Annotated in this window: 17 protein-coding genes; 5 read left to right on the top strand and 12 right to left on the bottom strand. The window is 72.7% G+C overall.

Translation table 11 applies throughout. The features are described from left to right. Nucleotides 1–444 precede the first annotated feature (444 nt). Nucleotides 445–1452 carry a stage II sporulation protein M gene (locus BA175_RS27720; RefSeq protein WP_069174313.1) on the bottom strand — a complete coding sequence of 336 codons (1008 nt, stop codon included), beginning with the start codon at nucleotides 1450–1452 and terminating at the stop codon, nucleotides 445–447. 118 nt (nucleotides 1453–1570) lie between these two features. Here BA175_RS27720 and BA175_RS27725 point away from each other — a divergent pair, with 118 nt between their 5' ends. After that, nucleotides 1571–2536 (top strand): RDD family protein, encoded by a 966-nt coding sequence (locus BA175_RS27725; RefSeq protein WP_079159872.1) that lies wholly within the window; start codon nucleotides 1571–1573, stop codon nucleotides 2534–2536. Here BA175_RS27725 and BA175_RS27730 read toward each other — a convergent pair. The 8 genes from BA175_RS27730 to BA175_RS27765 all read right to left on the bottom strand — a co-directional run bounded on the left by BA175_RS27730 (nucleotide 2533) and on the right by BA175_RS27765 (nucleotide 11255). Further along, a complete protein-coding gene (locus BA175_RS27730) occupies nucleotides 2533–3150 on the bottom strand; it encodes a hypothetical protein (protein ID WP_069174314.1) in 618 nt (205 codons plus the stop codon). The genes BA175_RS27725 and BA175_RS27730 overlap by 4 nt on opposite strands. A gap of 126 nt (nucleotides 3151–3276) precedes the next feature. After that, entirely contained in the window at nucleotides 3277–4734 is a 1458-nt protein-coding gene (ahcY, locus tag BA175_RS27735) for an adenosylhomocysteinase (protein ID WP_069174315.1), read from the bottom strand. Between the two features lie 258 nt (nucleotides 4735–4992). Next, complete coding sequence (locus tag BA175_RS27740) at nucleotides 4993–6018, bottom strand: cation diffusion facilitator family transporter (RefSeq protein WP_069174316.1); 1026 nt, start codon at nucleotides 6016–6018, stop codon at nucleotides 4993–4995. Between the two features lie 88 nt (nucleotides 6019–6106). Beyond that, a complete protein-coding gene (manA, locus tag BA175_RS27745; protein ID WP_069174317.1) occupies nucleotides 6107–7276 on the bottom strand; it encodes a mannose-6-phosphate isomerase, class I in 1170 nt (389 codons plus the stop codon). A 207-nt stretch (nucleotides 7277–7483) separates the two neighbouring features. Further along, nucleotides 7484–8620: an SIS domain-containing protein gene (locus BA175_RS27750; RefSeq protein ID WP_069174318.1), complete on the bottom strand. Its 1137-nt coding sequence runs from the start codon at nucleotides 8618–8620 to the stop codon at nucleotides 7484–7486. A 57-nt stretch (nucleotides 8621–8677) separates the two neighbouring features. Next, the gene (locus BA175_RS27755; RefSeq protein WP_069174319.1) at nucleotides 8678–8860 is read right to left on the bottom strand and encodes a Trm112 family protein; all 183 of its coding nucleotides are present in this window, start codon (nucleotides 8858–8860) and stop codon (nucleotides 8678–8680) included. A 420-nt stretch (nucleotides 8861–9280) separates the two neighbouring features. Beyond that, nucleotides 9281–10645 carry a phosphomannomutase/phosphoglucomutase gene (locus BA175_RS27760; RefSeq protein ID WP_069174320.1) on the bottom strand — a complete coding sequence of 455 codons (1365 nt, stop codon included), beginning with the start codon at nucleotides 10643–10645 and terminating at the stop codon, nucleotides 9281–9283. A 181-nt stretch (nucleotides 10646–10826) separates the two neighbouring features. After that, nucleotides 10827–11255: a DUF3499 domain-containing protein gene (locus BA175_RS27765; protein ID WP_079159873.1), complete on the bottom strand. Its 429-nt coding sequence runs from the start codon at nucleotides 11253–11255 to the stop codon at nucleotides 10827–10829. A 270-nt stretch (nucleotides 11256–11525) separates the two neighbouring features. On the opposite strand from BA175_RS27765, the gene BA175_RS27770 reads away from it, so the two are divergent. Continuing rightward, nucleotides 11526–11954, top strand: coding sequence for a metallopeptidase family protein (locus BA175_RS27770; RefSeq protein WP_069174322.1), 429 nt, complete (start codon nucleotides 11526–11528; stop codon nucleotides 11952–11954). A 114-nt stretch (nucleotides 11955–12068) separates the two neighbouring features. Here the strand turns inward: BA175_RS27770 and BA175_RS27775 are convergent, their stop codons facing one another. The 3 genes from BA175_RS27775 to BA175_RS27785 form a co-directional block, all read right to left on the bottom strand. Then, nucleotides 12069–13598 (bottom strand): DUF5719 family protein, encoded by a 1530-nt coding sequence (locus BA175_RS27775; RefSeq protein WP_069174323.1) that lies wholly within the window; start codon nucleotides 13596–13598, stop codon nucleotides 12069–12071. Beyond that, on the bottom strand, nucleotides 13595–17455 hold the full coding sequence (locus BA175_RS27780; protein ID WP_069174324.1) for a glycosyltransferase family 2 protein: 3861 nt from the start codon (nucleotides 17453–17455) through the stop codon (nucleotides 13595–13597). The genes BA175_RS27775 and BA175_RS27780 overlap by 4 nt, the downstream gene beginning before the upstream one ends. Before the next feature lie 193 nt (nucleotides 17456–17648). Then, complete coding sequence (locus BA175_RS27785) at nucleotides 17649–17912, bottom strand: WhiB family transcriptional regulator (RefSeq protein ID WP_031093859.1); 264 nt, start codon at nucleotides 17910–17912, stop codon at nucleotides 17649–17651. A 724-nt stretch (nucleotides 17913–18636) separates the two neighbouring features. Here BA175_RS27785 and BA175_RS27790 point away from each other — a divergent pair. From BA175_RS27790 to BA175_RS27800, 3 genes are all read left to right on the top strand, one after another. Then, nucleotides 18637–19218 carry a cysteine dioxygenase gene (locus BA175_RS27790; protein ID WP_069174325.1) on the top strand — a complete coding sequence of 194 codons (582 nt, stop codon included), beginning with the start codon at nucleotides 18637–18639 and terminating at the stop codon, nucleotides 19216–19218. A 63-nt stretch (nucleotides 19219–19281) separates the two neighbouring features. Further along, nucleotides 19282–20238, top strand: coding sequence for a 2-phospho-L-lactate transferase (gene cofD, locus BA175_RS27795; protein ID WP_069174326.1), 957 nt, complete (start codon nucleotides 19282–19284; stop codon nucleotides 20236–20238). After that, nucleotides 20235–21557, top strand: a complete 1323-nt coding sequence (locus tag BA175_RS27800; protein ID WP_069174327.1) for a coenzyme F420-0:L-glutamate ligase — start codon at nucleotides 20235–20237, stop codon at nucleotides 21555–21557. The genes cofD and BA175_RS27800 overlap by 4 nt, the downstream gene beginning before the upstream one ends. The last annotated feature ends 129 nt before the right edge of the window (nucleotides 21558–21686 follow it).

The following is a 21686-nucleotide window of genomic DNA, read 5'->3' on the forward strand; positions in this document are numbered from 1 at the left end:
AGACTCTTTCGTGTCCGATTCCCGGTCGAAGCGGGCTGCTTTCCAGTTCCTCGCTTTCGCGTTTCCCTTTCCGGCGATTCCGACTCTACCAGACTCTTTTCCGTTCCGTTTCCGGTTCGAATTCGATTCCAGTGGCCTGCGGAGGGCCTTTGCCTTTCGGCTGACTCGACTTTATCAGAAGCAATTTCACCGAACCTAATCGGCTCACTGCTTGAAAGATGAAGAATCGATCGGCTCCGCGAGGATCTTGCCCTCGGCGTGAGCGAAATGAACTTTAGCCGTTCCTTGCTGGACATGTCCAGTTCGTTGGAACCGTTAAAATCTACCTCCCCACACGAACCGTGTCAACAGTTTTTTGTGGGCGTGGTGAGACTAGCAGGTCAGCGACGCCCGACGCACATCCGTCGTGGGGAGGGGGGCGGTCCGTCAGCGGCGGCCGGGTCGTCAGCTCGCGGAGGGCAGCTCCGCGCTCCGTTCGGCCGGGTCGATGTCGCCCGTCTCGCCGGCCCGGGCCGCCCGCCCGCCCAGGACGTAGACATACCCGAGGAAGGCCAGCTCGGCGACGACGCCGATGGTGATCCGGCCCCAGGTGGGAAGGCCGGACGGGGTGACGAAGCCTTCTATGACACCGGAGACGAACAGGACCAGGGCCAGACCGATGGCCATACCCAGGGCAGCGCGGCCCTCCCGTGCCAGTGCGTCCCTGCGCGTCCGTGGCCCCGGGTCGACGACCGTCCAGCCGAGGCGGAGACCGGTGCCCGCCGCGACGAAGACGGCGGTGAGTTCGAGCAGGCCGTGCGGCAGGACCAGCCCGAGGAAGGTGTCGAGGCGGCCCGCCGACGACATCAGACCGATGCCCACACCGAGGTTGAGGACGTTGACGAAGAGGATCCAGATCACCGGAACACAGAGGAAGGCGCCCAGGACCAGGCACATCGCGGCCGCCTGGGCGTTGTTCGTCCAGACCTGGGCTGCGAACGAGGCAGCGGGATGACTGGAGTAGTAGGTCTCGTACTCCCCGCCGGGCCGCGTCATGCTGCGGAGGTCGTCGGGGGCTCCGATCGCTGCCTGGACCTCCGGATGCGTGCCGATCCACCCGCCGATGACGGCTGCCAGCAGGGTGGAGAGGACGGCCGTGGGAACCCACCAGTGGCGCGAACGGTAGACAGCCGCGGGAAACCCCGCGCTCAGGAAGCGGGCCACGTCGCGCCACGAAGCACGTCGGGTGCCCGTCACCGTGGAACGGGCCCGCGCCACCAGCTGCGTGAGACGGACGGTCAACGACGGATCCGGGGCGCTGGACCGGATCAACGACAGATGCGTGGCGGTGCGCTGGTACAGGTCGACGAGTTCGTCCGCCTCTGCGCCGGTCAGACTGCGGCCGCGGTGCAGGAGGTGGTCGAGGCGGTCCCACTCGGTGCGGTGGGTGGTCACGAAGACGTCGAGATCCATGGTCGGCTGCTGCTCCAGGCCTGGGTGCGTACGGGTCCCTACTACGGCGCGCTGCCGGTCAGCTTGGCAGACTGATGGGTCCGAGGGGCAGGTAAGGCCGGCGATGGGTGGGGTGGCCATGGATGAGCTCGTGACCGGAGACGCGGTCGTACTGGGACTGCAGCCGGCCAGGCTGCCGAGCCGGGCGTTGGCGATCGCCATCGATCTCGCGGTGCTCCTGACCACGTTCGTACTCGTGTCGGTCGGGCTGGCGGTGGCGAGCGTGACGCTCGACGAGGCGGCGACCGCGGCCGTCGCGGTCGCCACGTTCCTCCTGGTGCTCGTGGGAGGGCCGATCGCGGTCGAGACGCTCAGCCACGGCCGTTCCCTGGGGAAGATGGCCTGCGGTCTGCGCGTGGTGCGGGACGACGGCGGACCGATCAGGTTCCGGCACTCGCTGGTCCGCGGGGCGATGGGGGTGGTGGAGATCCTGGGGACGTTCGGCGCCGTCGCCTGCGTCTCGTCCCTGGTGTCGGCACGCGGGCGGCGGCTCGGTGACGTGTTCGCGGGCACGGTCGTCATACGGGAACGCGTACCGGCCGGGCGGGCCGCCGCCGTGCCCCCGCCCCCGCCCTGGCTCGTGGGCCGCTTCGCGCAGCTGGACCTGTCGGCCGTCCCGGACGGCCTCTGGCTGGCGATACGGCAGTACCTGACGCGGATGCGCGAGCTCGATGCCGAAGTGGGGCGGGCGATGGCCGAGCGGCTGTCCTCGGACCTCGCCGCCGGTACGGGCACCCCGGTGCCGCAGGGGGTGCCCGCGCCGGCCTATCTCGCGGCCGTGGTGAACGAGCGGCAGGCGCGGGATGTCCGGCGCGTGGCCGCTGCCGCGGGCCGCGGCGCACCCACGCCCGGGAGCGCGGCCGCCTCCGGCGGGACGCCTCCGGTACAGCGGACCGGGGCGGTGCCCGCCGGCTTCCCTGCCGGTCCGGCCACGCTCGCCCCCGCCGCGCCGGCGACTCCGGTGGCCGGGCCGCCCGCGCACGCGCCGCGGGCCACGCGGGACAGCTCCGCCACGGCCGGGACCGGGTTCGTTCCGCCTGCCTAACGCCCTGCGTCCGACGGCGGGGACTCCAAATCCTCGAGCTCGATCCCGGGGGCGGCCAGGACCACGTCACCGGCGATGTGGACGGTGTGCCGATCGCCCGTGTCCAACGTGTCGACCTGGTACTCGTCCACGATCAGGGGGCCGTTGTCAGTGGCGTGCGCTTCACTGTTCACCAGGGCCCAGGACTGGTCGACGGTACGGGGGGCGAGCACCGGGTCGGTGAAGGTGACCAGCCGGATCCGGGTCGCGGGGGAACCGGGGGTGAGGCGCAGGAGCCGGGCCGTGGCGACGAGGAAGGCGGGGGAGGTGCCGGAGAAGGTGTGGGCGCGGACGTTGCCCTCGGTGGCGTGGACGCCGGTCGGATCGGTGCGTACCCAGGTGACCCCGTCCAGGGCGGCGCCGCGGATCTGCCAGCTCGCGGCGTGCAGTTCGAGGCGGATGGGGCGGCCGAGTTCGTCCAGGGCCAGATCGACGGAGCCGAGATGGTCTCCGGCGGGGGTGGTGGACCGGGAGACGTAGCGCCAGCCGGACGGGCCGGGGGCGCACTGGAAGTGTTCTTCGCCGAGGGGGGTGTGGTCATGGAGATCATGGAGCGAATAACGGCCGCGGGGCATGGGGTCCTTCGGGTTCCTCGCGCTGTGCGGGTGCGATAACGGGGCAGGCCCCCGGCACGGGGGTGCGGGGGCCTGCGCTCGGATCTGCCGCTGTGAGGGCGCGCCGGCCGGTGGCCGGCGGGCGGCTCAGTAGCGGTAGAGGTCGGACTTGTACGGGCCGTCCACGGGGACACCGATGTAGTCGGCCTGCTCGGGACGCAGAGTCGTGAGCTTCACGCCCAGCGCGTCCAGGTGCAGGCGGGCGACCTTCTCGTCCAGGTGCTTCGGCAGCACGTAGACGTCGGTGGGGTACGCCTCGGGCTTGGTGTACAGCTCGATCTGGGCCAGGGTCTGGTCCGCGAACGAGTTGGACATGACGAACGAGGGGTGACCGGTGGCGTTGCCGAGGTTCAGCAGGCGGCCCTCGGACAGCACGATGAGGACCTTGCCTTCAGGGAACGTCCAGGTGTGCACCTGCGGCTTGACCTCGTCCTTGACGATGCCGTCGATCTTGGCCAGGCCGGCCATGTCGATCTCGTTGTCGAAGTGGCCGATGTTCCCGACGATGGCCTGGTGCTTCATCCGGGCCATGTCACTGGCCATGATGATGTCCTTGTTGCCCGTCGTCGTGACGAAGATGTCCGCGGTCTCCACGACGTCGTCGAGGGTGGTGACCTGGTATCCGTCCATCGCGGCCTGCAGGGCGCAGATCGGGTCGATCTCCGTGATGATCACCCGGGCGCCCTGGCCGCGCAGGGACTCCGCGCAGCCCTTGCCCACGTCTCCGTAGCCGCAGACGACGGCGGTCTTGCCGCCGATCAGGACGTCGGTGGCGCGGTTGATGCCGTCGATCAGCGAGTGGCGGCAGCCGTACTTGTTGTCGAACTTCGACTTGGTGACCGCGTCGTTGACGTTGATCGCCGGGAAAAGGAGGGTGCCGTCGCGGTGCATCTCGTACAGCCGGTGCACACCGGTCGTCGTCTCCTCGGTCACACCGCGGATCTCGGACGCCAGCTGGGTCCACTTCTGCGGGGACTCACCGAGGGTCCGGTTCAGCAGGGTGAGGATGTGGGCGTACTCCTCGCTGTCCGCGGTCGACGGGTCCGGGGCGGAACCGGCCTTCTCGAACTCGACGCCCTTGTGGACGAGGAGGGTGGCGTCGCCACCGTCGTCGAGAATCATGTTCGGACCACCGGTGGGGGTGTTGGGCCAGGTCAGAGCCTGCTCCGTGCACCACCAGTACTCCTCCAGGGACTCGCCCTTCCAGGCGAAGACCGGGACTCCGGCGGGGGCCTCCGGGGTGCCGTTCGGTCCGACCGCGATAGCGGCCGCGGCGTGGTCCTGCGTGGAGAAGATGTTGCAGGACGCCCAGCGGACCTCGGCGCCCAGGGCGACGAGGGTCTCGATGAGCACGGCGGTCTGCACCGTCATGTGCAGCGAACCGGTGATGCGGGCGCCGGCCAGCGGCTGCGTGGCGGCGTACTCCTTGCGGATCGACATCAGGCCGGGCATCTCGTGCTCGGCGAGGGTGATCTCCTTGCGGCCGAAGGCGGCGAGGGAGAGGTCGGCGACCTTGAAGTCCTGGCGGTTGGCTGCCGTCGTCATAACGGGCTGCTCCTCGTGATGGGTCGAGGGTGGGCTGGCTGGCTGCGGAGCCACGGGCATACGAATGCCCGGGCGATCACAGTGCAGACCGTCGGAGGCCCTCTCTCCCTCGGCCGGCCCGCACCCGCGGGCCGATCGACCGCCATCAGCAGCGACGTCTGGTACTGAGACGAATCTACACCGAACGGCCCAGCGAGCCCCAGCCCATGCGGGCATCGGGAAGCGTCTCGGGGCCGTCCGGGGCTCATCTCCGACGGGTCAGTGGCCGGATTCCGTCGGTTCGGAAGGAGCAGAGGGAGAGGCCGCGGCGTCCGGGCCGTCCGGGGCCGGCCCGCCCGGGGCCTTACCCGGGTTGACTCCCGCGGCGGCCGCTTCCTCGCTGTAGATGTCGGGCTCGAGGTAGATGACCCGGGCGATCGGGACGGCCGCCCGGATGCGGGCCTCCGCGGCGTTGATGGCCTCTGCGACCTCGGCGGCGGACTCGTCGTGCCGTACCGCGATCTTGGCGGCGACCAGCAGTTCCTCCGGGCCGAGGTGGAGCGTCCGCATGTGGATGATGCGGGTGACGGTGTCCTCGTCGACGACGGCGGCCTTGATCTTCTCGACGTCCTCGACACCGGCCGCCTCACCGAGCAGCAGCGACTTCGTCTCGGCGGCCAGCACGACGGCGATGACGATCAGCAGGACACCGATGCAGAGGGTGCCGATCCCGTCCCACACGCCGTTGCCGGTGCCCAGGGCCAGGCCGACGCCCCCGAGGGCCAGCAGCAGACCGACGAGCGCGCCGAGGTCCTCGAGGAGGACCACCGGGAGCTCGGGAGCCTTGGCGCGGCGGACGAACTGCGTCCAGGACAGCGTGCCACGGGTCAGGTTGGACTCGGCGATGGCCGTACGGAAGGAGAAGCCCTCCGCGATGATCGCGAAGACGAGCACGCCGACCGGCCAGTACCAGGCCTCGATCTCGTGCGGGTGCTTGATCTTCTCGTAGCCCTCGTAGATGGCGAACATGCCACCGACCGAGAACAGCACGATCGAGACGAGGAAGGCGTAGATGTACCGCTCGCGCCCGTAACCGAAGGGGTGCTGGGGAGTCGCCTCGCGCTGTGCCTTCTTGCCGCCGAGCAGCAGGAGCCCCTGGTTGCCCGAGTCCGCGAGCGAGTGGACGCTCTCCGCGAGCATCGACGACGAGCCACTGAACAGGAACGCCACGAATTTGGCCACCGCGATCGCGAGGTTGGCGGCGAGTGCCGCCACGATCGCCTTGGTTCCGCCTGACGCGCTCATGGGTGCCTGGTGTCCCTTCATCGGTTGCTGCGGCACGGGCGCCGCGGTACGGCCCGACATTGTTGCAGCCGCTGGTGCGGACGGTACGTCAGACCACCACGGTCGCGCGGAACAGCGTTCCGTTACCGGACACTTCGACCGTTTCGTCCGCCGGGACGAAGACCGATTCCCCGGCCGCGAGCGTCAGCTCGCCCACCGACGGCGCGCCCGCCGTGCACAACAGGATCTGCGGGGCGGCCGCCGTCAGGTCGACGGGAGCCCCACCCGCGGGCAGGACGTAGCGCGAGAGGCGGAACTCGTCGACCGGTGTCTCGTACAGCTCCTCCCCGGAGGGCGCCGCCTCGGGCCGCAGGATGCCGGGCTCGGTCGGCTCGAAGCGGACGATGCGCAGGAGTTCGCTCACGTCCACGTGCTTGGGCGTCAGGCCGCAGCGCAGCACGTTGTCGGAGTTGGCCATGATCTCGACCCCGAGGCCACCCAGATACGCGTGGGGCACACCGGCCCCGAGGAACATCGCCTCACCGGGCTGCAGTTGTACGTAGTTGAGGAGCATGGCCGCGATGACGCCCGGGTCCCCGGGGTAGTGGTGGGCGATCTGCGCGTACGGGGCGTGGGCACCGCCGAGCCGTCCGGCGGCTTCCGCCGCCTCGCCGACCGTGCCGGCCATCTCCACCGGATCGGCCGTGAGCACCGCGGTCAGCACCTCGCGGAGCGCCGCCTCCTCCGGGCGGGCACGGAGCAGGTCGACGTACGGCTTCAGGGAGTCGACGCCGAGTGCGGCCATCAGGTCCGCGGCCTCGGCCGGCCTGCGGAAGCCGCAGAGCCCGTCGAACGGGGTGAGCGCGCAGATCAGTTCGGGCTTGTGGTTGGCGTCCTTGTACGTGCGCTGCGGCGCGTCGATCGGAACGCCCCGGCGCTCCTCGTCGGCGTATCCCTCCTGAGCCTGCGCGAGGTCGGGGTGGACCTGGAGGGAGAGCGGGGCCCCGGCCGCGAGCAGCTTGAGCAGGAAGGGGAGGCGTGGGCCGAAGGCGCGCACGGCCGCCGGGCCGAGTTCACGTTCGGGATCGGCCGCGATGACCTCGGTGAGGGCCTGTTCCGCGCCACCCGAGGGGCGGGTGAGGCGGGAGGGTGCTCCCGGGTGGGCGCCCATCCACATCTCGGCCTGCGGTTCGCCGGTGGGGGCCTTGCCGAGCAGCTCAGGAAGGGCCGTGGTGGAGCCCCAGGCGTAGGGGCGCACGGTGTTGGAGAGCCGGTCCATGGAGATTCGTCCTCGTCGGATGTGTGGGTGACGGGGCCGGAGGGTGCCCCGAACGGTGCGTGGGAGGTAGGGGGGCGGGCGGGTCGGGCACAGCAGCGGGAACGGCCGGCACCTCCCGGCCGGCCCGGAGGTGCGGCACAGGCCGAGGGGCTCGGCAGGCGCCGGGGACCCGCTCGCGTACGGCGGTGACGCCCCCGGGGGAGCCCGTCACACCCGGTTGTCCGAGGCGAGGGCGAGGTAGACGGCGGCGAAGTCGGTGATGGCGAGGAGTTCGGCGAAGGCTTCGAGCACACCGCCCTCCTCGGGTTCGATCTCGCTGATGGCCGTCTCGTGGCCGAGAGCCAGCTCCCGTGCCGCGGGCGCCGCGGTGAGCCCACCGGCCGGCCGGTCGCGGAGCAGGACGACGCGGGCCCGCATCGCTTCGGGCTCGTCCACACGGTCACGGAAGAAGTCGTCGGGATCGGCCCCCGCCGCGAACGCTCCCGCGAGCAGGGCCCCGTGGGAGGGAAGTGCCTCGGGAAGCTCCGCCACCAGTGCCGGGCGGCCGGCCAGCTCGGCCAGGACCGCGGCGAAGCGGCGCCCGGCCGGTCCGGCGGTCTCGCCCTCGGTCCAGACGAGCGGCAGGCTGTCGGCCAGTTCCGCGGCCAGGGTCTTGGCCGGGTTGCTGTACGTGGCGATGGCCGGGCCGCAGCGTTCGGCGGTGCGGTCGAGCCGGTCGGCGACCTTCTGCAGCTCCTCGGCGGACGCGTCGACCAGGCCCACCCGGTCCAGCAGGGCCAGCAGCGGTGTGAGCAGGGCCCAGAGCGTGCCGGGGCCGGCGGCCGAGGTCTCGGCGTCGTACTCCCCGTACGGAGCGGCGGCCATCGGCACGACCAGTCCGTGGACGCCGTCGACGGCCTCGCGCAGCGGCGAACGGACGGGGGCGACGGCGACGACCGTGCAGCCGCGGCGGTACGCCTGCTCGGCGAGGAGGGAGAGGCCGGGCTCCGAGCCGTCCGCCGTGGCGATGAGCAGCAGGTCCACCGGCCCTGCCCAGCCGGGCAGCGCCCAGCGCAGGGCTCCGGCGGCGGCGGCGACTCCGGTGGGGCGGACCCGGGTGACGGGCGCGGCGGCGCCCGCGAGGGCGCCGATCAGGTCGGCGACACCGCGTGCGGCGGTACCCGGCCCCGCGACGAGGACGGCGCGCGGCCGCCCCTCCGGAGCGAGGCCCCCGATGCCCGCCTCGGAGGCGTGCCGGGCGGCGGTGCGGACCCGGGCACCGGCCTCGGCCGCTCCGCGGAGCAGACCGCGCCGGTCGGCCCGGGCCAGGGCGTCCGGGGCGTCGAGCAACGACTCGTCGAGCATGGCGGTGGGCCTCCGATCACCGTGCTGATCAGGTACGGACGTACGCGCGTCCCGTCGTCACGCGGGGCGGCGGGCCTCGTCGACGAGCAGGACCGGGATGCCGTCCCGTACCGGGTAGGCCAGGCCGCAGTCCGCGCCGGTGCAGACCAGCTCGGGGTCGTCGGCTGCGGACCGGTCGTCGAGCGCGGCGTGGCAGGCCGGGCAGGCGAGGATCTCCAGGAGGCCGGCTTCGAGCGGCATGGGGTGGGTCCCTTCGAGCATGCGGTACGGATCGGCGCGGGCCGTGCGAGGTCCGCGGCGCCGGTACGGATCGGGTGCGGACCGGTCGGGGTCCGCGCGCTGGGGCGTCGTCAGCCTACCGCCGGGCCGGGAGGGATGCGGCCCGGCAGGTCCTGGCCGGCCGCGTATACGCCGGTGCGGGCAGGGCGGGGGCGGCGCGGCGGGCGGCTCCCGGGTGCCTCGAGGACCGGACGGCACCCAGGAGCCCGCGCCGGGGCGCACTCCGGAGCGCCACGCCTCCGGCCGGCACGGCTTGCGGGCCGCGGGCCGCCGATGAACCACCGACCCCCAGGAGCACCCGCCACCCGCACCACCGGAGAACCACTGCCACCGCCCCCGGGAGCACCCGCCGCGGCACCGCCCCCGTGCGAAGGACAGCCCTCAGGCGCGGACCAGGGCCAGGACCTCGTCGCGTACCGCCGTCATCGTCCTGGGGTCGCGGGCCTCGACGTTCAGACGCAGCAGCGGTTCCGTGTTCGAAGCGCGGAGGTTGAACCACCAGTCGGTGCTCGTCACCGTGAGGCCGTCGAGGTCGTCGAGGCTCACGTCGTCGCGGCTCCCGTACGCCTCCCTGATCGCCTCCAGCCGGCCCACCTGGTCGGCGACGGTGGAGTTGATCTCGCCGGAGCCCGCGTAGCGGTCGTAGCGGTCGACGAGCCCGGAAAGGGGTCCCTCCTGGCCACCGAGTGCGGCCAGGACGTGGAGGGCGGCCAGCATGCCCGTGTCGGCGTTCCAGAAGTCGCGGAAGTAGTAGTGAGCGGAGTGCTCACCGCCGAAGATCGCCCCGTGCTCGGCCATCTCCGCCTTGATGAAGGAGTGGCCGACGCGGGTACGGACGGGCTTGCCGCCGCTCTCGCGGACGACCTCGGGGACCGACCAGGAGGTGATCAGGTTGTGGATGACCGTGCCCGTGCCGCCGTTGCGCGCGAGCTCCCGCGCGGCGACCAGAGCGGTGATCGCCGAGGGCGAGACGCCCTCGCCGCGCTCGTCGACGACGAAACAGCGGTCGGCGTCGCCGTCGAAGGCGAGACCGAGGTCGGCACCCTCGGCGAGGACGCGGGCCTGGAGGTCGACGATGTTCCTGGGGTCGAGCGGGTTGGCCTCGTGGTGGGGGAAGGTGCCGTCCAGTTCGAAGTACATCGGGACGAGGTCGAGCGGGAGACCGGCGAACACGGTCGGGACGGTGTGCCCGCCCATGCCGTTGCCCGCGTCCACGACGACCTTGAGGGGGCGGATCCCGGCGAGGTCGACGAGGCCCAGCAGATGCGCCGCGTAGTCGGCGAGGGTGTCGCGCTCGGTGACCACGCCCGGGGCGGCGGCCGTCTCCGGGGCGCCGTGCTGCGACCAGTCCTCGACGAGCGTGCGGATCTCGGTCAGGCCGGTGTCCTGGCCGACGGGGGCGGCTCCGGCGCGGCACATCTTGATGCCGTTGTACTGCGCCGGGTTGTGCGAGGCGGTGAACATCGCCCCGGGGAGGTCCAGCGCCCCCGAGGCGTAGTACAGCTGGTCGGTCGAGCAGAGTCCGATGAGGGTCACGTCGGCTCCGCGTGCCGTCGCACCGCGGGCGAAGGCCGCGGCCAGACCGGGCGAGGAGGGCCGCATGTCGTGGCCGACGACGAGGGCGTCCGCGTCCGTGACCTGGACGAAAGCGGCGCCGAACAGTTCGGCGAGCGGCTCGTCCCACTGGTCGGGCACCACTCCGCGCACGTCGTACGCCTTCACGAGCTGCGACAGGTCAGCAACCACGGCCGGTCCTCCTGGGGTCTTTACGGACCGCCCAAACTACCCGTCGGCCCTGCGGCATCCGCCGGGGGAGCATCCGGCGCCGTGCCCCGGACGACGGGTCGGTGGTGCGCCCGCGCGGGAACGGCGGAGGGGATCCCGGTCTCGGCGGCCGGGTGGGAGACAGCGGTGGCCCCGGCGGGTGTCAGGGTTCCGGAGAGCGCAGCACCCGGAGATGGCCACGGCGCGCGACCTCCACCGGGTCGGCCGCACGGGGCCCCCGCCCACCCGCCTGAGGCGCGCGGTCGTGAGGCCGGGCCGCTTCCCGTACGGCGTTGGCGAGGGCCTCCAGGTCGTCACCGCTGGGATGCGTGGGCCCGGAGGGGTCGGTGAGCCGGACGACCTCCCAGCCCCGGGGCGCCGTGAGCCGCTCACCGTGCTCGGCACAGAGGTCGTAGCAATGGGGCTCGGCATAGGTGGCGAGCGGGCCGAGGACCGCGGTCGAGTCGGCATAGACGTACGTCAGTGTCGCGACGGCGGGACGGCCGCACGCGGTTCGCGAACAGCGACGTACAGGGCTCACGATGTTGGACGGTACCGCACTCTTGAGCGGGCTGCGACGACTCTCCCCCAGGTTGCCTGAACGTGTCGCCCGGTGACGCACAGCCCGAATCGTTTCTGCACGGCCGCCCCGACCTGCGTGGCAGCCGGTCCGCGCGGAGGTGGAACGCGTCCGTGCCTACCGCCGGGGGAACATGAGCGGGCGTTCGGCGAGGAGTCGGCGATCGGACGAGAGTCCGGATCCGGACTCTTCGCTGGCCGGAATGTTCAGATGTGGACACGGGAACGGCACCCGGAGCAGCCGTGATCCGCAGGACCGTAGGAGAGTTACGCTGCGTCGGTGATGGACAGTCCCGTACCTTCCCACCCGTCCGAGCCACGCCCCCGCCGCCGCGACCGTCACGGCCGCGGCATGCGCGGACCGGTCGCCCCGCCCCAGGTGCCGCTGTCCGTCAGCAGGGCGGAGAGCTTCCGCGACCTGGTCCAGGATTCCGTGGAGCGGCTGGAGCGGCGCTGGCCCCAGCTGACGGACGTCGACTTCCTGGTGCTGGACGTGCCGGGGTCGCTGGAGGAGACGGTACCGCTCGGCCGTGCGGTGTCCGCCGTGAAGGGGCGGCCCGCGCAGATCGTCGTCTACCGGCGCCCCGTCGAGATCCGCGCGAAGGGCCGCGACGAGCGCGCCCTGCTCGTGCACGAGGTCGTGGTGGAGCAGGTCGCCGAGCTGCTCGGCCTCTCCCCCGAGTCGGTCGACCCGCGGTACGGGCAGGACTGACCCCCCGCCCGCTGCGGGCGAGGGGTCAGCCACCGGGACCGGCCCGGCCGCAGGCCGCGACCGCCCGCGGACCCTGAGCGCCGTCCCGCACCTGTCCGGAGCGCCCGGGACGCCTCAGCGGTCGAGGACCGACAGATCCTGCTCCGCGGCGGGTACCGCGACCGTGCCCCTGTCGTCCGGCATCGTCTGCACCGTGAACATGTCGATGCCGTTCTCCGGGACGGTGAGCGTGCGGGCCGCGTGGACGGGACCGCCCGACTCCGGCTCCACGGTCAGCGCGTAGGCGCCCTTGAGCCCGGACGGGGCCTCGGGGACGACTTCGAGGGTCGTCCCGCCCTTGACCGTGTACGACGTGACGGTGCTCTCCCCGCCCTCGCTGCCCGCGGACGCCGTCACCTTGACCTTCGCCGTCGCACCCGGCGCGGTCAGGGACAGCACCGAACCCTTCGCCCGGTTGTCGGCGACGCTCGCCCGCGGGCCCACGGGCCCGGTCGCCGGAATGTACGCGATCTCCTGCTTCGCACCGGTGCCGCGCACCACGCGCAGCGCGGCGACGATCGGTGTGCCGCTGCCGGTCTCGGGGGTCAGCCGGAGCGAGCCGGGCTCCTTCCGGGTGACGTCCTTGAGGTCGACGCTCGCGGTCATCTGCGACTTGATGTGCAGGGTGTCGTTGCCGGCCGGTGAGAACGTCGCGTTCTTGCCAAGGAGTTGGACCTTCACATCGGCGTCGGCCTCACCCGGCGCGAAGGCCACCAGGCGTACGGAGGTGGCGTCGGCGGGGATGCCGGGCAGGACCAGGGCGCCCGCCGGATCGGCGGAGGCGGCCAGCCAGTCACTGCCCGCCTTCTCGTCGCCGACCCTGACGACCGCGCCGACGCGGCCGGCCCGGGTGGTCACGTGGACCGTCACGTCGTCCACGGCCTCGGTGGTGAGCGTGGAGACGAGCAGCGGGACGCTCCCCCCGGGCGGGACCGTGATGCCTTCGGCGGCATCGGACTTGAGAGGGCCCTCGGGTCCGTACAGCTCGATGTCGGCCACGGCGGCGGTGTCGTCCGGGTTGGTCAGGTGGACGTAGTCCTGGCGGCCCTCCGACGTGCTCGCGCCCGGGAACCAGAAGTCCGTGTCCGGGGCGGTGCAGCTGACGCCGAGGAGACCGCGTGCGTCGCCCGCCGAGGTCATGGTCGTCTGCTGGGCGGTCCAGCCCGGGGCCAGCCGGCCGGTGGCCGTGCCGATCAGGGCGGGGGCGTCGGACGCGGAGGTCTCGGCGGTGACCGGCTTGCCGGACTCCTCCAGGGCTACGACGGGCTTGCCCGCCTCCTTCTTCGCCTTCTCGGAGTCCTTCTCCTCGTCCTTGTCCGCCGGCTTCTCCTCCTCGTCCGCCGGCGGCGGCACCGACCGGGTCAGCGCGGCCGTGCCGGCCTCCCCGCCGCCCTCCCCCGCGGGGGTGAACGACGTGTACGTGGTGTCCGCCAGCTCCGAACTGCTGGGAGCCGGGCAGAGCAGGCTGGAGCGCTCCACGGGCAGCCGGGCTGCGGCCTTCGCCTCCGGTGCGCCCGTGTCGCCGGGCGCGTTGAGCGCGGCGAACCCGGTGACGGCGGCGAGGGCGACGGCTCCCGCGATGAGGGACAGGGGGGTGGACTTCACTCGGACTCGCCTCGCGATGCGTTGCCGTGCGGCCAGGGGCCCTGGCCCGGGGCTTGGTTCTCGTCGTGCCCGTCGTACGGGGCGGTGTTCTGCTGCCCGTCGTACGGGGCGCCCTCGCCGCCCGTTCCCGGGGCGTAGGGCTGCTGCTGGGCGTAGCCGTACGGATCGTAGGCGCCTTGCTGCTGGTAGGCGTCCTGCTGGTACGGATCCTGGGGGTACGCCCCCTGCTGGTACTGATCGGTCCGGTAGTAGGGCTCGGCCTGGTACTGGCCGGCTTCCTGGGCGGCCTGGTACGGGTCGTAGCCGGCGCCCTGGTACTGCTGGGCCTCCCACCCGCCGTCCCCGTAGCCGGTCTGCCCGGCCGCCGCGTACACGTCGGTACCGTCCTGGCCGGCCGCGTCCGGCCCCGCGGGGTACGGATCGCTGCTCTGCTGCGCCGGGATGTAGCCCTCCTGGGCCGGCTCGGCCGCGTCCGGGGCGGTCTCGCCCCGCGGGTCCTGCGACGCCCCGTACGCGACGGCCGCCCCATCGGTCTCGCCGCGTGGACCGGACTCGCCGGCCTCACCGTTCTCCCCGGCCGTGGCGGCCTCCGCCTGGGCGGCGGCCCGCAGCCTGCGCGCCCGGCGTCCCTCGCCCGCGACCGGTTCGGCCGCGACGGCCTCGGTCTCCTCCGGCAGGTCGTCGTCGATCTCCCGGCGACGGCCCGGCAGGGCCAGGACCACCAGCACGACGCCGAGCGCGACCTGGGCCCAGACCCAGGCGGTGTGCGTGAGCGGGGTCTCGTAGGTGAGGTCCAGCCTGCCGCCCTCGGCGGGGAGCGCGAAGCCCTGCGCCCAGCCGTCCAGCGTCCTGGGCTCGAGCGTCCGGCCGTCCAGCGTGGCCTGCCAGCCCGGATCGGCGCCGTCGGCGATCCGCAGCACCCGGCCGGCCTCGCCTGCGGGGATCTCGGAGTGCGCCTCGACGGGCTGCGAACCGACGGTCACCGGCTCTGCGCCCTCACCGGCAGGCACGATCATGACGCGGGAGACCTGACGGTCGACCCGCCACAGGGCGCTGCCGTCCAGCTGGCTGAGCCGGCTCAGGCCCGGGGTCGCGTCCAGCACCCGGTTCATCTCCCGGGGCGCCCCGTCGCGTACGAGGACGTACCGGATCGCGAAGCCGCTGAGCTGGCTGCCCTGGTCCGCGCCGGAACCCGCGACGAGGTTGGCGACGACCTTGTCCAGGTGGGCGTTGCCGCCGCCCGCCTCGGTGAGCTCGGCGTCACCGAGCCGGGCGCCCGAGCCCCGGACCAGGCTGTACGAGACGGCCGCGGGCGACGAGCCCGCGAGGACCAAGGTCCGCGGCTGGTCCCGGGTGGTGCTCTCCTCCGCGACGAAGGCGGGCACCTGGACCGGGTCGCGGCGCTCCAGCGGACCGGCGGCACCGCCGATCATCCAGCCCGCCGCGGCCAGTACGGGAGCGATACCGGCGGCCAGCGCGATCAGTGCGGCGACCGGCTGGCGCCAGCCGAAGCTGAGCTCCGCGACCCGCACCCGGGCACCGTCGGCGCCGACGAGCGCGGCGGCGATCAGCGCGCTGCCGTAGACGAGGGTCGCGGGACCCGCCCAGGTGGACCCGTTGGAGAGCCCCGCGAAGAACAGACCGACGAGCGCGGTGGCCCAGGCGGCACGGACGGCGAACTGCCGCTCACCGCGCAGGAGCGCGGCCAGCGCGGCCAGGACCACACCCAGGAGCAGGACACCGCCGACGGCCTTGGGCCCACCGGGGCTGATGCCGAGCAGGTCCACGGCGGTCGCCGTTCCCGCGCCCAGGTCCCGTCCGGCTTCCCTCAGGAAGCCGGACGGGCCGGTCAGCAGCGACAGCGACCAGGGCGCGAGGACCAGCAGCGGCGTTCCCACCGTGGCCAGGAAGCGCAGCGCGTACGCGGTGATGTCACCGCGGCGCAGGACCAGGACCCCGAGCCCGAGGACGACCGCGAGCGGCCAGACGACCGGTGTGAAGGCCATGGAGACGGTGAGCAGCAGGGTGTACGCCCAGGTGGCGCGCCAGCTGCCGCGGGTGGTGCCGTCGCCGCGCATCCCGTGCGCCGCGACGGCGGCGCGGGCGATCAGGGGCAGCAGCACGGCCAGCACGGCGGTGCCGATGCGGCCTGTGGCCAGCGCCCCCGTCGCGGCGGGCAGGAAGGCGTAGGCGACGCTCGCCCAGGCTCGCAGCAGCCGGGATTCCAGCAGCGGCCGGGAGGCGAAGTACGCGGTGAGCCCGGCGAGCGGGACGGAGCAGACCAGCAGCACGGTGAGCGCGAAGCCCGTGGAGCCGAGGAACAGGGCCGACAGGGCGGCGACCATCGCGAGGTAGGGCGGAGCGGTCTGGGTGCCACCGGTGCCGACCGTGTGCCAGGCGTCCGCGTACCGCCCCCAGAGGTCGGAGACGTCCGCCGGGGCCGGCAGCAGTGCGCCGCCCGCGAGGGCACCGCCGCTGAGGAGGCCGCGGCAGGCGACCAGGGAGACCAGGAGGAGGAGCGCGAAGAGCACGGGGCCGGGCTTGCGCACGATGCGCTTGACCCGGGCGAACTGCTCGATCTCCAGGAAGTCGGCGTCGTCGCCGCCGGGTCCGGATTCCACGGCTCCGTGCCGTGAACCGCCGGAGTCGGAGTCGGTGCGGCTGCCGAAGTTGCCCGCGACCTGTTCGACGGTGGCCCGGACGGTCGCGCCGGGCGGCGGGAAGAGGGACCGCAGCTCGGCGGCGTCCACCCCGCCCTTGCCGCGTGCGCGGCGCGCGGCGAGGATCCGCCCGGGGCGCAGCAGGGTGCCGAAGAGCCCGGCGACCTCGTCGAGCGCTTGCCCGGGTGCCTTGCCGACGAGGTAGGCGAGCGTGCGGAGCAGGGTGCCGAGGACGATGCGGAGCAACGCCCAGGGCAGCTGCCTGCCCCGTGCGTTGGCGAGCATCGCGTAGACGGCGCCGGCCTTGTCGACGCGGTGCGGACTGGCGACGGAGCGTCCGGCGCAGTCGATGGGGCGGCGTTCCCTGGCGGAGGCCTCGGCGTGCCGCAGAACCGCGTCGGGCGCCACGAGCACGCGGTGGCCGGCCATGTGGGCCCGCCAGCAGAGATCCACGTCGTCACGCATGAGCGGCAGCCTGCGGTCGAAGCCGCCGAGTTCCTCCCAGACGTCGCGGCGCACGAGCATGCCGGCGGAGGAGACGGAGAGCACGGTGCGTACCTGGTCGTGCTGTCCCTGGTCCTGCTCGCGCCGGTCGAGTCCGGTCCAGCGGCGTCCGCTGTTGGCGATGGAGACGCCGACCTCGAGGAGCTGCTTGCGGTCGTACCAGCCACGCAGTTTGGGTCCGACGATCGCGGCGTGCTTGTCGGTGTCGACGACGCGGAGCATCTCGGCGAGCGCGTCCGGCTCGGGCGCGCTGTCGTCGTGGAGCAGCCAGAGCCACTGGACGGGCTCACCGTGCGGGAGGTCCGGCAGGTCGTAGGCGTCGTCGCGCCAGCTCCTGCTGACCGGGTCCCAGCCGCTGGGGCGCTTGAGGTACGGCAGGTCGTCGGGGGTGAGGACGCCGGCCGTGCGGGTCGCCTCGTCGACGGCGGTGCCGAAGCTCGTACGGCGTGCGAGGTGCAGGACGCGCTCACCGCCGAGCGCCTCCGAGACCAGGCGCGCGGAGTCGTCGGCGCTTCCCGTGTCGGCGGCGACGACGTTCTGTACGGGGCGTTCCTGCCCGAGCAGCCCGGTCAGCACGTCGGGCAGCCAGCGTGCGCCGTCGTGGGAGACGAGCACGGCGGTGACGACGTGCCGGGGGAACTCTGGGGCGGCGGCGGCCGGATTCGGCGCCGCCGGGTGGCTGTGCACGGACATCGAGGTACGGGCCCTCCGGCCGGGTCCGGAGGGGCGTCCCCCCGGGGGCTGCATCGGTGTACACGCGCGCCCCGGCGGGGCGTTGGCGCGTCTCTCGGACGGGGCCCCACACTAACGGTACGAATGTGCGCCCCGCGCCGAGCGGTTGACCGGCGGGGAGGGAAGGCGCCCGGGCGGCCGGGCGCGTGGTGCGTCAGATGGCGGCCTTCTTCAGGCGCCGCCGCTCACGCTCGGACAGACCGCCCCAGATACCGAAGCGTTCGTCGTTGTTGAGGGCGTACTCGAGGCACTCGGAACGGACCTCGCAGGCGAGACAGACCTTCTTGGCCTCGCGGGTCGACCCGCCCTTCTCGGGAAAGAAGGACTCGGGGTCGGTCTGGGCGCACAGCGCGCGCTCCTGCCAGCCGAGTTCTTCGTCCGCGTCCTCGACCAGCAGTTGCTGGAACAGCTCGGTCATCTGCGCCCCTCGTCTGTCTCTTGCGTCCCCGTGATGCGGCCGTTACGTGAGGCCGGAACAACACGAGTGAAATTACAAGTGTGTATCTCTGAGCCAGTCAAGCGAAGATCTGCTATTGGCCTCGGTATTCACCCTGCGGAACCAAGCGTATGCGGAAAGTGTGCAAATCACCAAAAACCTGACATCTGCCGCCGGTCCCCTCGGATGCGGCCTCTCACCGTGCGAGACGACCCGCGTCACCTCGGTGTTTCGATTCGATCACCGAAGCGACCAAGATCACATTCGGGTCACGGCCGTCCTGCCTCGTTGGGAAAGCCGGTTGTTGCGCCACCTTGCCTCCCCTGGCCCGCTGAAACCTTTCTTCTTGCTCGCCGACCGGATGAGGTGAAAGAGTGCCGCTCCGGCGGGCATCGGGTTGACAGGACACCCGCCCAACCGGTCTCCTAGGCCGTATGCCAGCGACCGCAGCGATGTACCCGGCCCACGTCCGTGGGTTCCGTACGGCTGTCCAGGCCCGCTGTTGCTGTTCGAGCTGTCACAGCTGTTGAGCCCGGCGCTCCAGCTCTGATCCGACCCGGTTCTCCCTGCGACCCGGCTCCTCGCCGAGCCCTCCGGTCCCCGCGACACCCACGGTCCCGCCCGCCACCCGCGTCCACGCGGCACGGCAGGCACCCGCGACGCCTCCCCCGCACGCGCCTCCCCACGCCGAGGAACCCCCGCACCCATGAACAGCGACAGCGATCTCCAGATCGCCGGCGACATCCTCGAGGTCCAGCACCTCCTGCAGCCGCCGCGCCGCCACCCGTCCACCGTGGCCGAGTTCGCCGGACTCGCCCGCACCATCGCGGCCGACCGCGCCCGCTGGGCCCCACTCGTCCGGTACGACGCCACCACCCGCTGGTACCACCGGCTGAAATCGGTCCCCCCGGCCCCCGGTGCCGACCCGGCAGAGGCGACCCCGCTCGGCTACGAGGTGTGGCTGCTCAGCTGGGTCCCCGGTCAGGGCACCGGACTCCACGACCACGGCCCGTCCTCCGGAGTACTGACGGTCCTGGAGGGCGAGTTGACGGAACACACCGAGCGCGGGACACGCGCGCTCCACTCCGGCTCGCAGCGCGTCTTCGCCCCCGGCTACGCCCACGACATCGTCAACAGCTCCCTCGAACCGGCCGTCAGCCTCCACATCTACCACCCGGGCCTCACCGACATGCCCATGCACACGGCCCGCTGCGCCCAGCACACCCTGACCGCCCGACAGCCCCACCCGTCACCCACCACCACCCCGACAACGCCAGGCTTCGCCTGACAGCCCCACCCGTCACCCACCACCACCCCGACAACGCCAGGCTTCGCCTGACAGACTGTCTGTATGCGCATTGTGGTTCTGGCCGGCGGTATCGGTGGTGCTCGTTTTCTGCGTGGCCTCAAGCAGGCCGCCCCGGACGCGGACATCACCGTCATCGGCAACACCGGTGACGACATTCATCTGTTCGGGCTGAAGGTCTGCCCCGACCTGGACACCGTGATGTACACCCTCGGCGGTGGCATCAACGAGGAGCAGGGCTGGGGGCGCACCGACGAGAGCTTCCACGTCAAGGACGAACTCGCGGCGTACGGCGTGGGGCCCGACTGGTTCGGGCTCGGCGACCGTGACTTCGCGACCCACATCGTCCGTACGCAGATGCTCGCCGCGGGCTACCCGCTGAGCGCCGTCACCGAGGCGCTTTGCGCCAGGTGGAAGCCGGGCGTCAGGCTCCTCCCCATGTCCGACGACCGCGTGGAGACCCATGTGGCGGTCGATGTCGACGGCGAGCGCAAGGCCATCCACTTCCAGGAGTACTGGGTGAAGCTGCGCGCCTCCGTCCCGGCGCACGCCGTCGTCCCCGTCGGCGCGGAGCAGGCCGAGCCCGCCCCCGGCGTCCTCGACGCCATCGCCGGATCCGACGTCATCGTCTTCCCGCCGTCCAACCCGGTCGTGTCCGTCGGGACCATCCTCGCCGTACCCGGCGTCCGGGAAGCCATCGCCGACGCCGGGGTGCCCGTCGTCGGGCTCTCCCCCATCGTCGGGAACGCCCCCGTGCGCGGCATGGCCGACAAGGTGCTGGCCGCGGTCGGCGTCGAGGCGACGGCCTCGGCCGTCGCCCGGCATTACGGGTCCGGGCTGCTGGACGGCTGGCTCGTCGACACCGTGGACGCCGGAGCCGTCGACGAGGTGGAGGCCGCCGGCATCCGCTGCCGTGCCGTTCCGCTGATGATGACGGACGTGGACGCCACCGCCGAGATGGCACGGCAGGCCCTCGCCCTGGCCGAGGAGGTCCGGGCATGAGCGACGGAACACCCTCGTACCGCGTGTGGGCCCTGCCGGGGATGCCCGAGGTCCGGGAGGGCGACGACCTGGCCAAACTCATCGCCGCCACCGAACCCGGCCTCGTCGACGGGGACGTCCTGCTGGTCACCTCGAAGATCGTCTCCAAGGCGGAGGGCCGGATCGTCGAGGCCACCGACCGTGAGGCCGCGATCGACGCCGAGACCGTCCGGGTGGTCGCCCGGCGCGGGGCACTGCGGATCGTGGAGAACCGGCAGGGGCTCGTCATGGCCGCCGCGGGCGTCGACGCGTCGAACACCCCGGCCGGGACGGTACTGCTGCTCCCCGAGGACCCGGACGCCTCGGCCCGGTCGATCCGGGACGGGCTCCGGGACGCGCTCGGCGTCGAGGTCGGGGTCGTCGTCACCGACACCTTCGGGCGCCCGTGGCGCAACGGGCTGACCGACGTGGCCATCGGTGCCGCAGGAGTCCGGGTACTGGACGACCTGCGGGGCGGCACGGACACGTACGGCAATCCGCTGAGCGCCACCGTCGTCGCCACGGCCGACGAACTGGCCTCGGCCGGTGACCTGGTGAAGGGCAAGGCGGCCGGCCTGCCGGTCGCCGTGGTGCGCGGACTCGCCCACGTGGTGGCCGGCCCCGGCCCCGAGGACGGCCCGGAGGACGGCGCCAGGGCGATGGTGCGGGTCGCGGCCGACGACATGTTCCGGCTGGGGACCTCCGAGGCGGTCCGTGAGGCGCTGCACCTGCGCCGTACCGTGCGGGAGTTCACGGACGAACCGGTGGATCCCGGCGCCGTCCGGCGGGCGGTCGCGGCCGCGGTGACGGCCCCGGCACCGCACCACACGACGCCATGGCGGTTCGTCCTGCTGGAGTCCGCACGGTCGCGTACCCGGCTCCTCGACGCCATGCGGGACGCGTGGATCGCGGACCTGCGCCGCGACGGCCGGAGCGAGGAGTCGATCGCCAGGCGGGTGCGTCGCGGCGACGTCCTGCGCAACGCCCCGTACCTCGCGGTGCCCTGCCTGGTGATGGACGGCTCGCACACCTACGGGGACGAGCGCCGGGACACCGCGGAGCGCGAGATGTTCGTGGTCGCCGCGGGCGCCGGCGTACAGAACTTCCTGGTCGCACTCGCGGGTGAGCGGCTCGGGTCGGCATGGGTGTCCTCGACGATGTTCTGCCGGGACGTGGTGCGTGAGGTGCTCGACCTGCCGGCCGGCTGGGACCCGCTGGGCGCGGTGGCCGTGGGCCACGCGAAGACGGCTCCGCCGGCCCGGGGTGCCCGGGACGCGGGGGCGTTCATCACCGTCCGGTAGGCAGGACGTACGGGCCCCGCCGCCACGCCGGGACGGGTGCGGAAACCCCGCCTGCCCGGAGGGGCGGACGGGGCTGCTCCGGAAGGAGGCCCCGCGGGCTCCCGTCCCGGTGGATCCGCCGCGCGCGCC

The sequence above is a fragment of the Streptomyces griseus genome, assembly GCF_001715295.1.
Classification (GTDB): Bacteria; Actinomycetota; Actinomycetes; order Streptomycetales; family Streptomycetaceae; genus Streptomyces; species Streptomyces griseus_G.

What these genes read in the sequence shown, in the direction of transcription:
- BA175_RS27720 (WP_069174313.1), bottom strand. Translation starts at nt 1,452, where the DNA reads ATGGATCTCGACGTCTTCGTGACCACCCACCGCACCGAGTGGGACCGC.
- BA175_RS27780 (WP_069174324.1), bottom strand. Translation starts at nt 17,455, where the DNA reads ATGTCCGTGCACAGCCACCCGGCGGCGCCGAATCCGGCCGCCGCCGCC.
- BA175_RS27730 (WP_069174314.1), bottom strand. Translation starts at nt 3,150, where the DNA reads ATGCCCCGCGGCCGTTATTCGCTCCATGATCTCCATGACCACACCCCC.
- BA175_RS27750 (WP_069174318.1), bottom strand. Translation starts at nt 8,620, where the DNA reads ATGCTCGACGAGTCGTTGCTCGACGCCCCGGACGCCCTGGCCCGGGCC.
- BA175_RS27790 (WP_069174325.1), top strand. Translation starts at nt 18,637, where the DNA reads ATGAACAGCGACAGCGATCTCCAGATCGCCGGCGACATCCTCGAGGTC.
- BA175_RS27800 (WP_069174327.1), top strand. Translation starts at nt 20,235, where the DNA reads ATGAGCGACGGAACACCCTCGTACCGCGTGTGGGCCCTGCCGGGGATG.
- BA175_RS27725 (WP_079159872.1), top strand. Translation starts at nt 1,571, where the DNA reads ATGGATGAGCTCGTGACCGGAGACGCGGTCGTACTGGGACTGCAGCCG.
- BA175_RS27755 (WP_069174319.1), bottom strand. Translation starts at nt 8,860, where the DNA reads ATGCCGCTCGAAGCCGGCCTCCTGGAGATCCTCGCCTGCCCGGCCTGC.
- BA175_RS27740 (WP_069174316.1), bottom strand. Translation starts at nt 6,018, where the DNA reads ATGAGCGCGTCAGGCGGAACCAAGGCGATCGTGGCGGCACTCGCCGCC.
- ahcY (WP_069174315.1), bottom strand. Translation starts at nt 4,734, where the DNA reads ATGACGACGGCAGCCAACCGCCAGGACTTCAAGGTCGCCGACCTCTCC.
- BA175_RS27770 (WP_069174322.1), top strand. Translation starts at nt 11,526, where the DNA reads ATGGACAGTCCCGTACCTTCCCACCCGTCCGAGCCACGCCCCCGCCGC.
- manA (WP_069174317.1), bottom strand. Translation starts at nt 7,276, where the DNA reads ATGGACCGGCTCTCCAACACCGTGCGCCCCTACGCCTGGGGCTCCACC.
- BA175_RS27785 (WP_031093859.1), bottom strand. Translation starts at nt 17,912, where the DNA reads ATGACCGAGCTGTTCCAGCAACTGCTGGTCGAGGACGCGGACGAAGAA.
- cofD (WP_069174326.1), top strand. Translation starts at nt 19,282, where the DNA reads ATGCGCATTGTGGTTCTGGCCGGCGGTATCGGTGGTGCTCGTTTTCTG.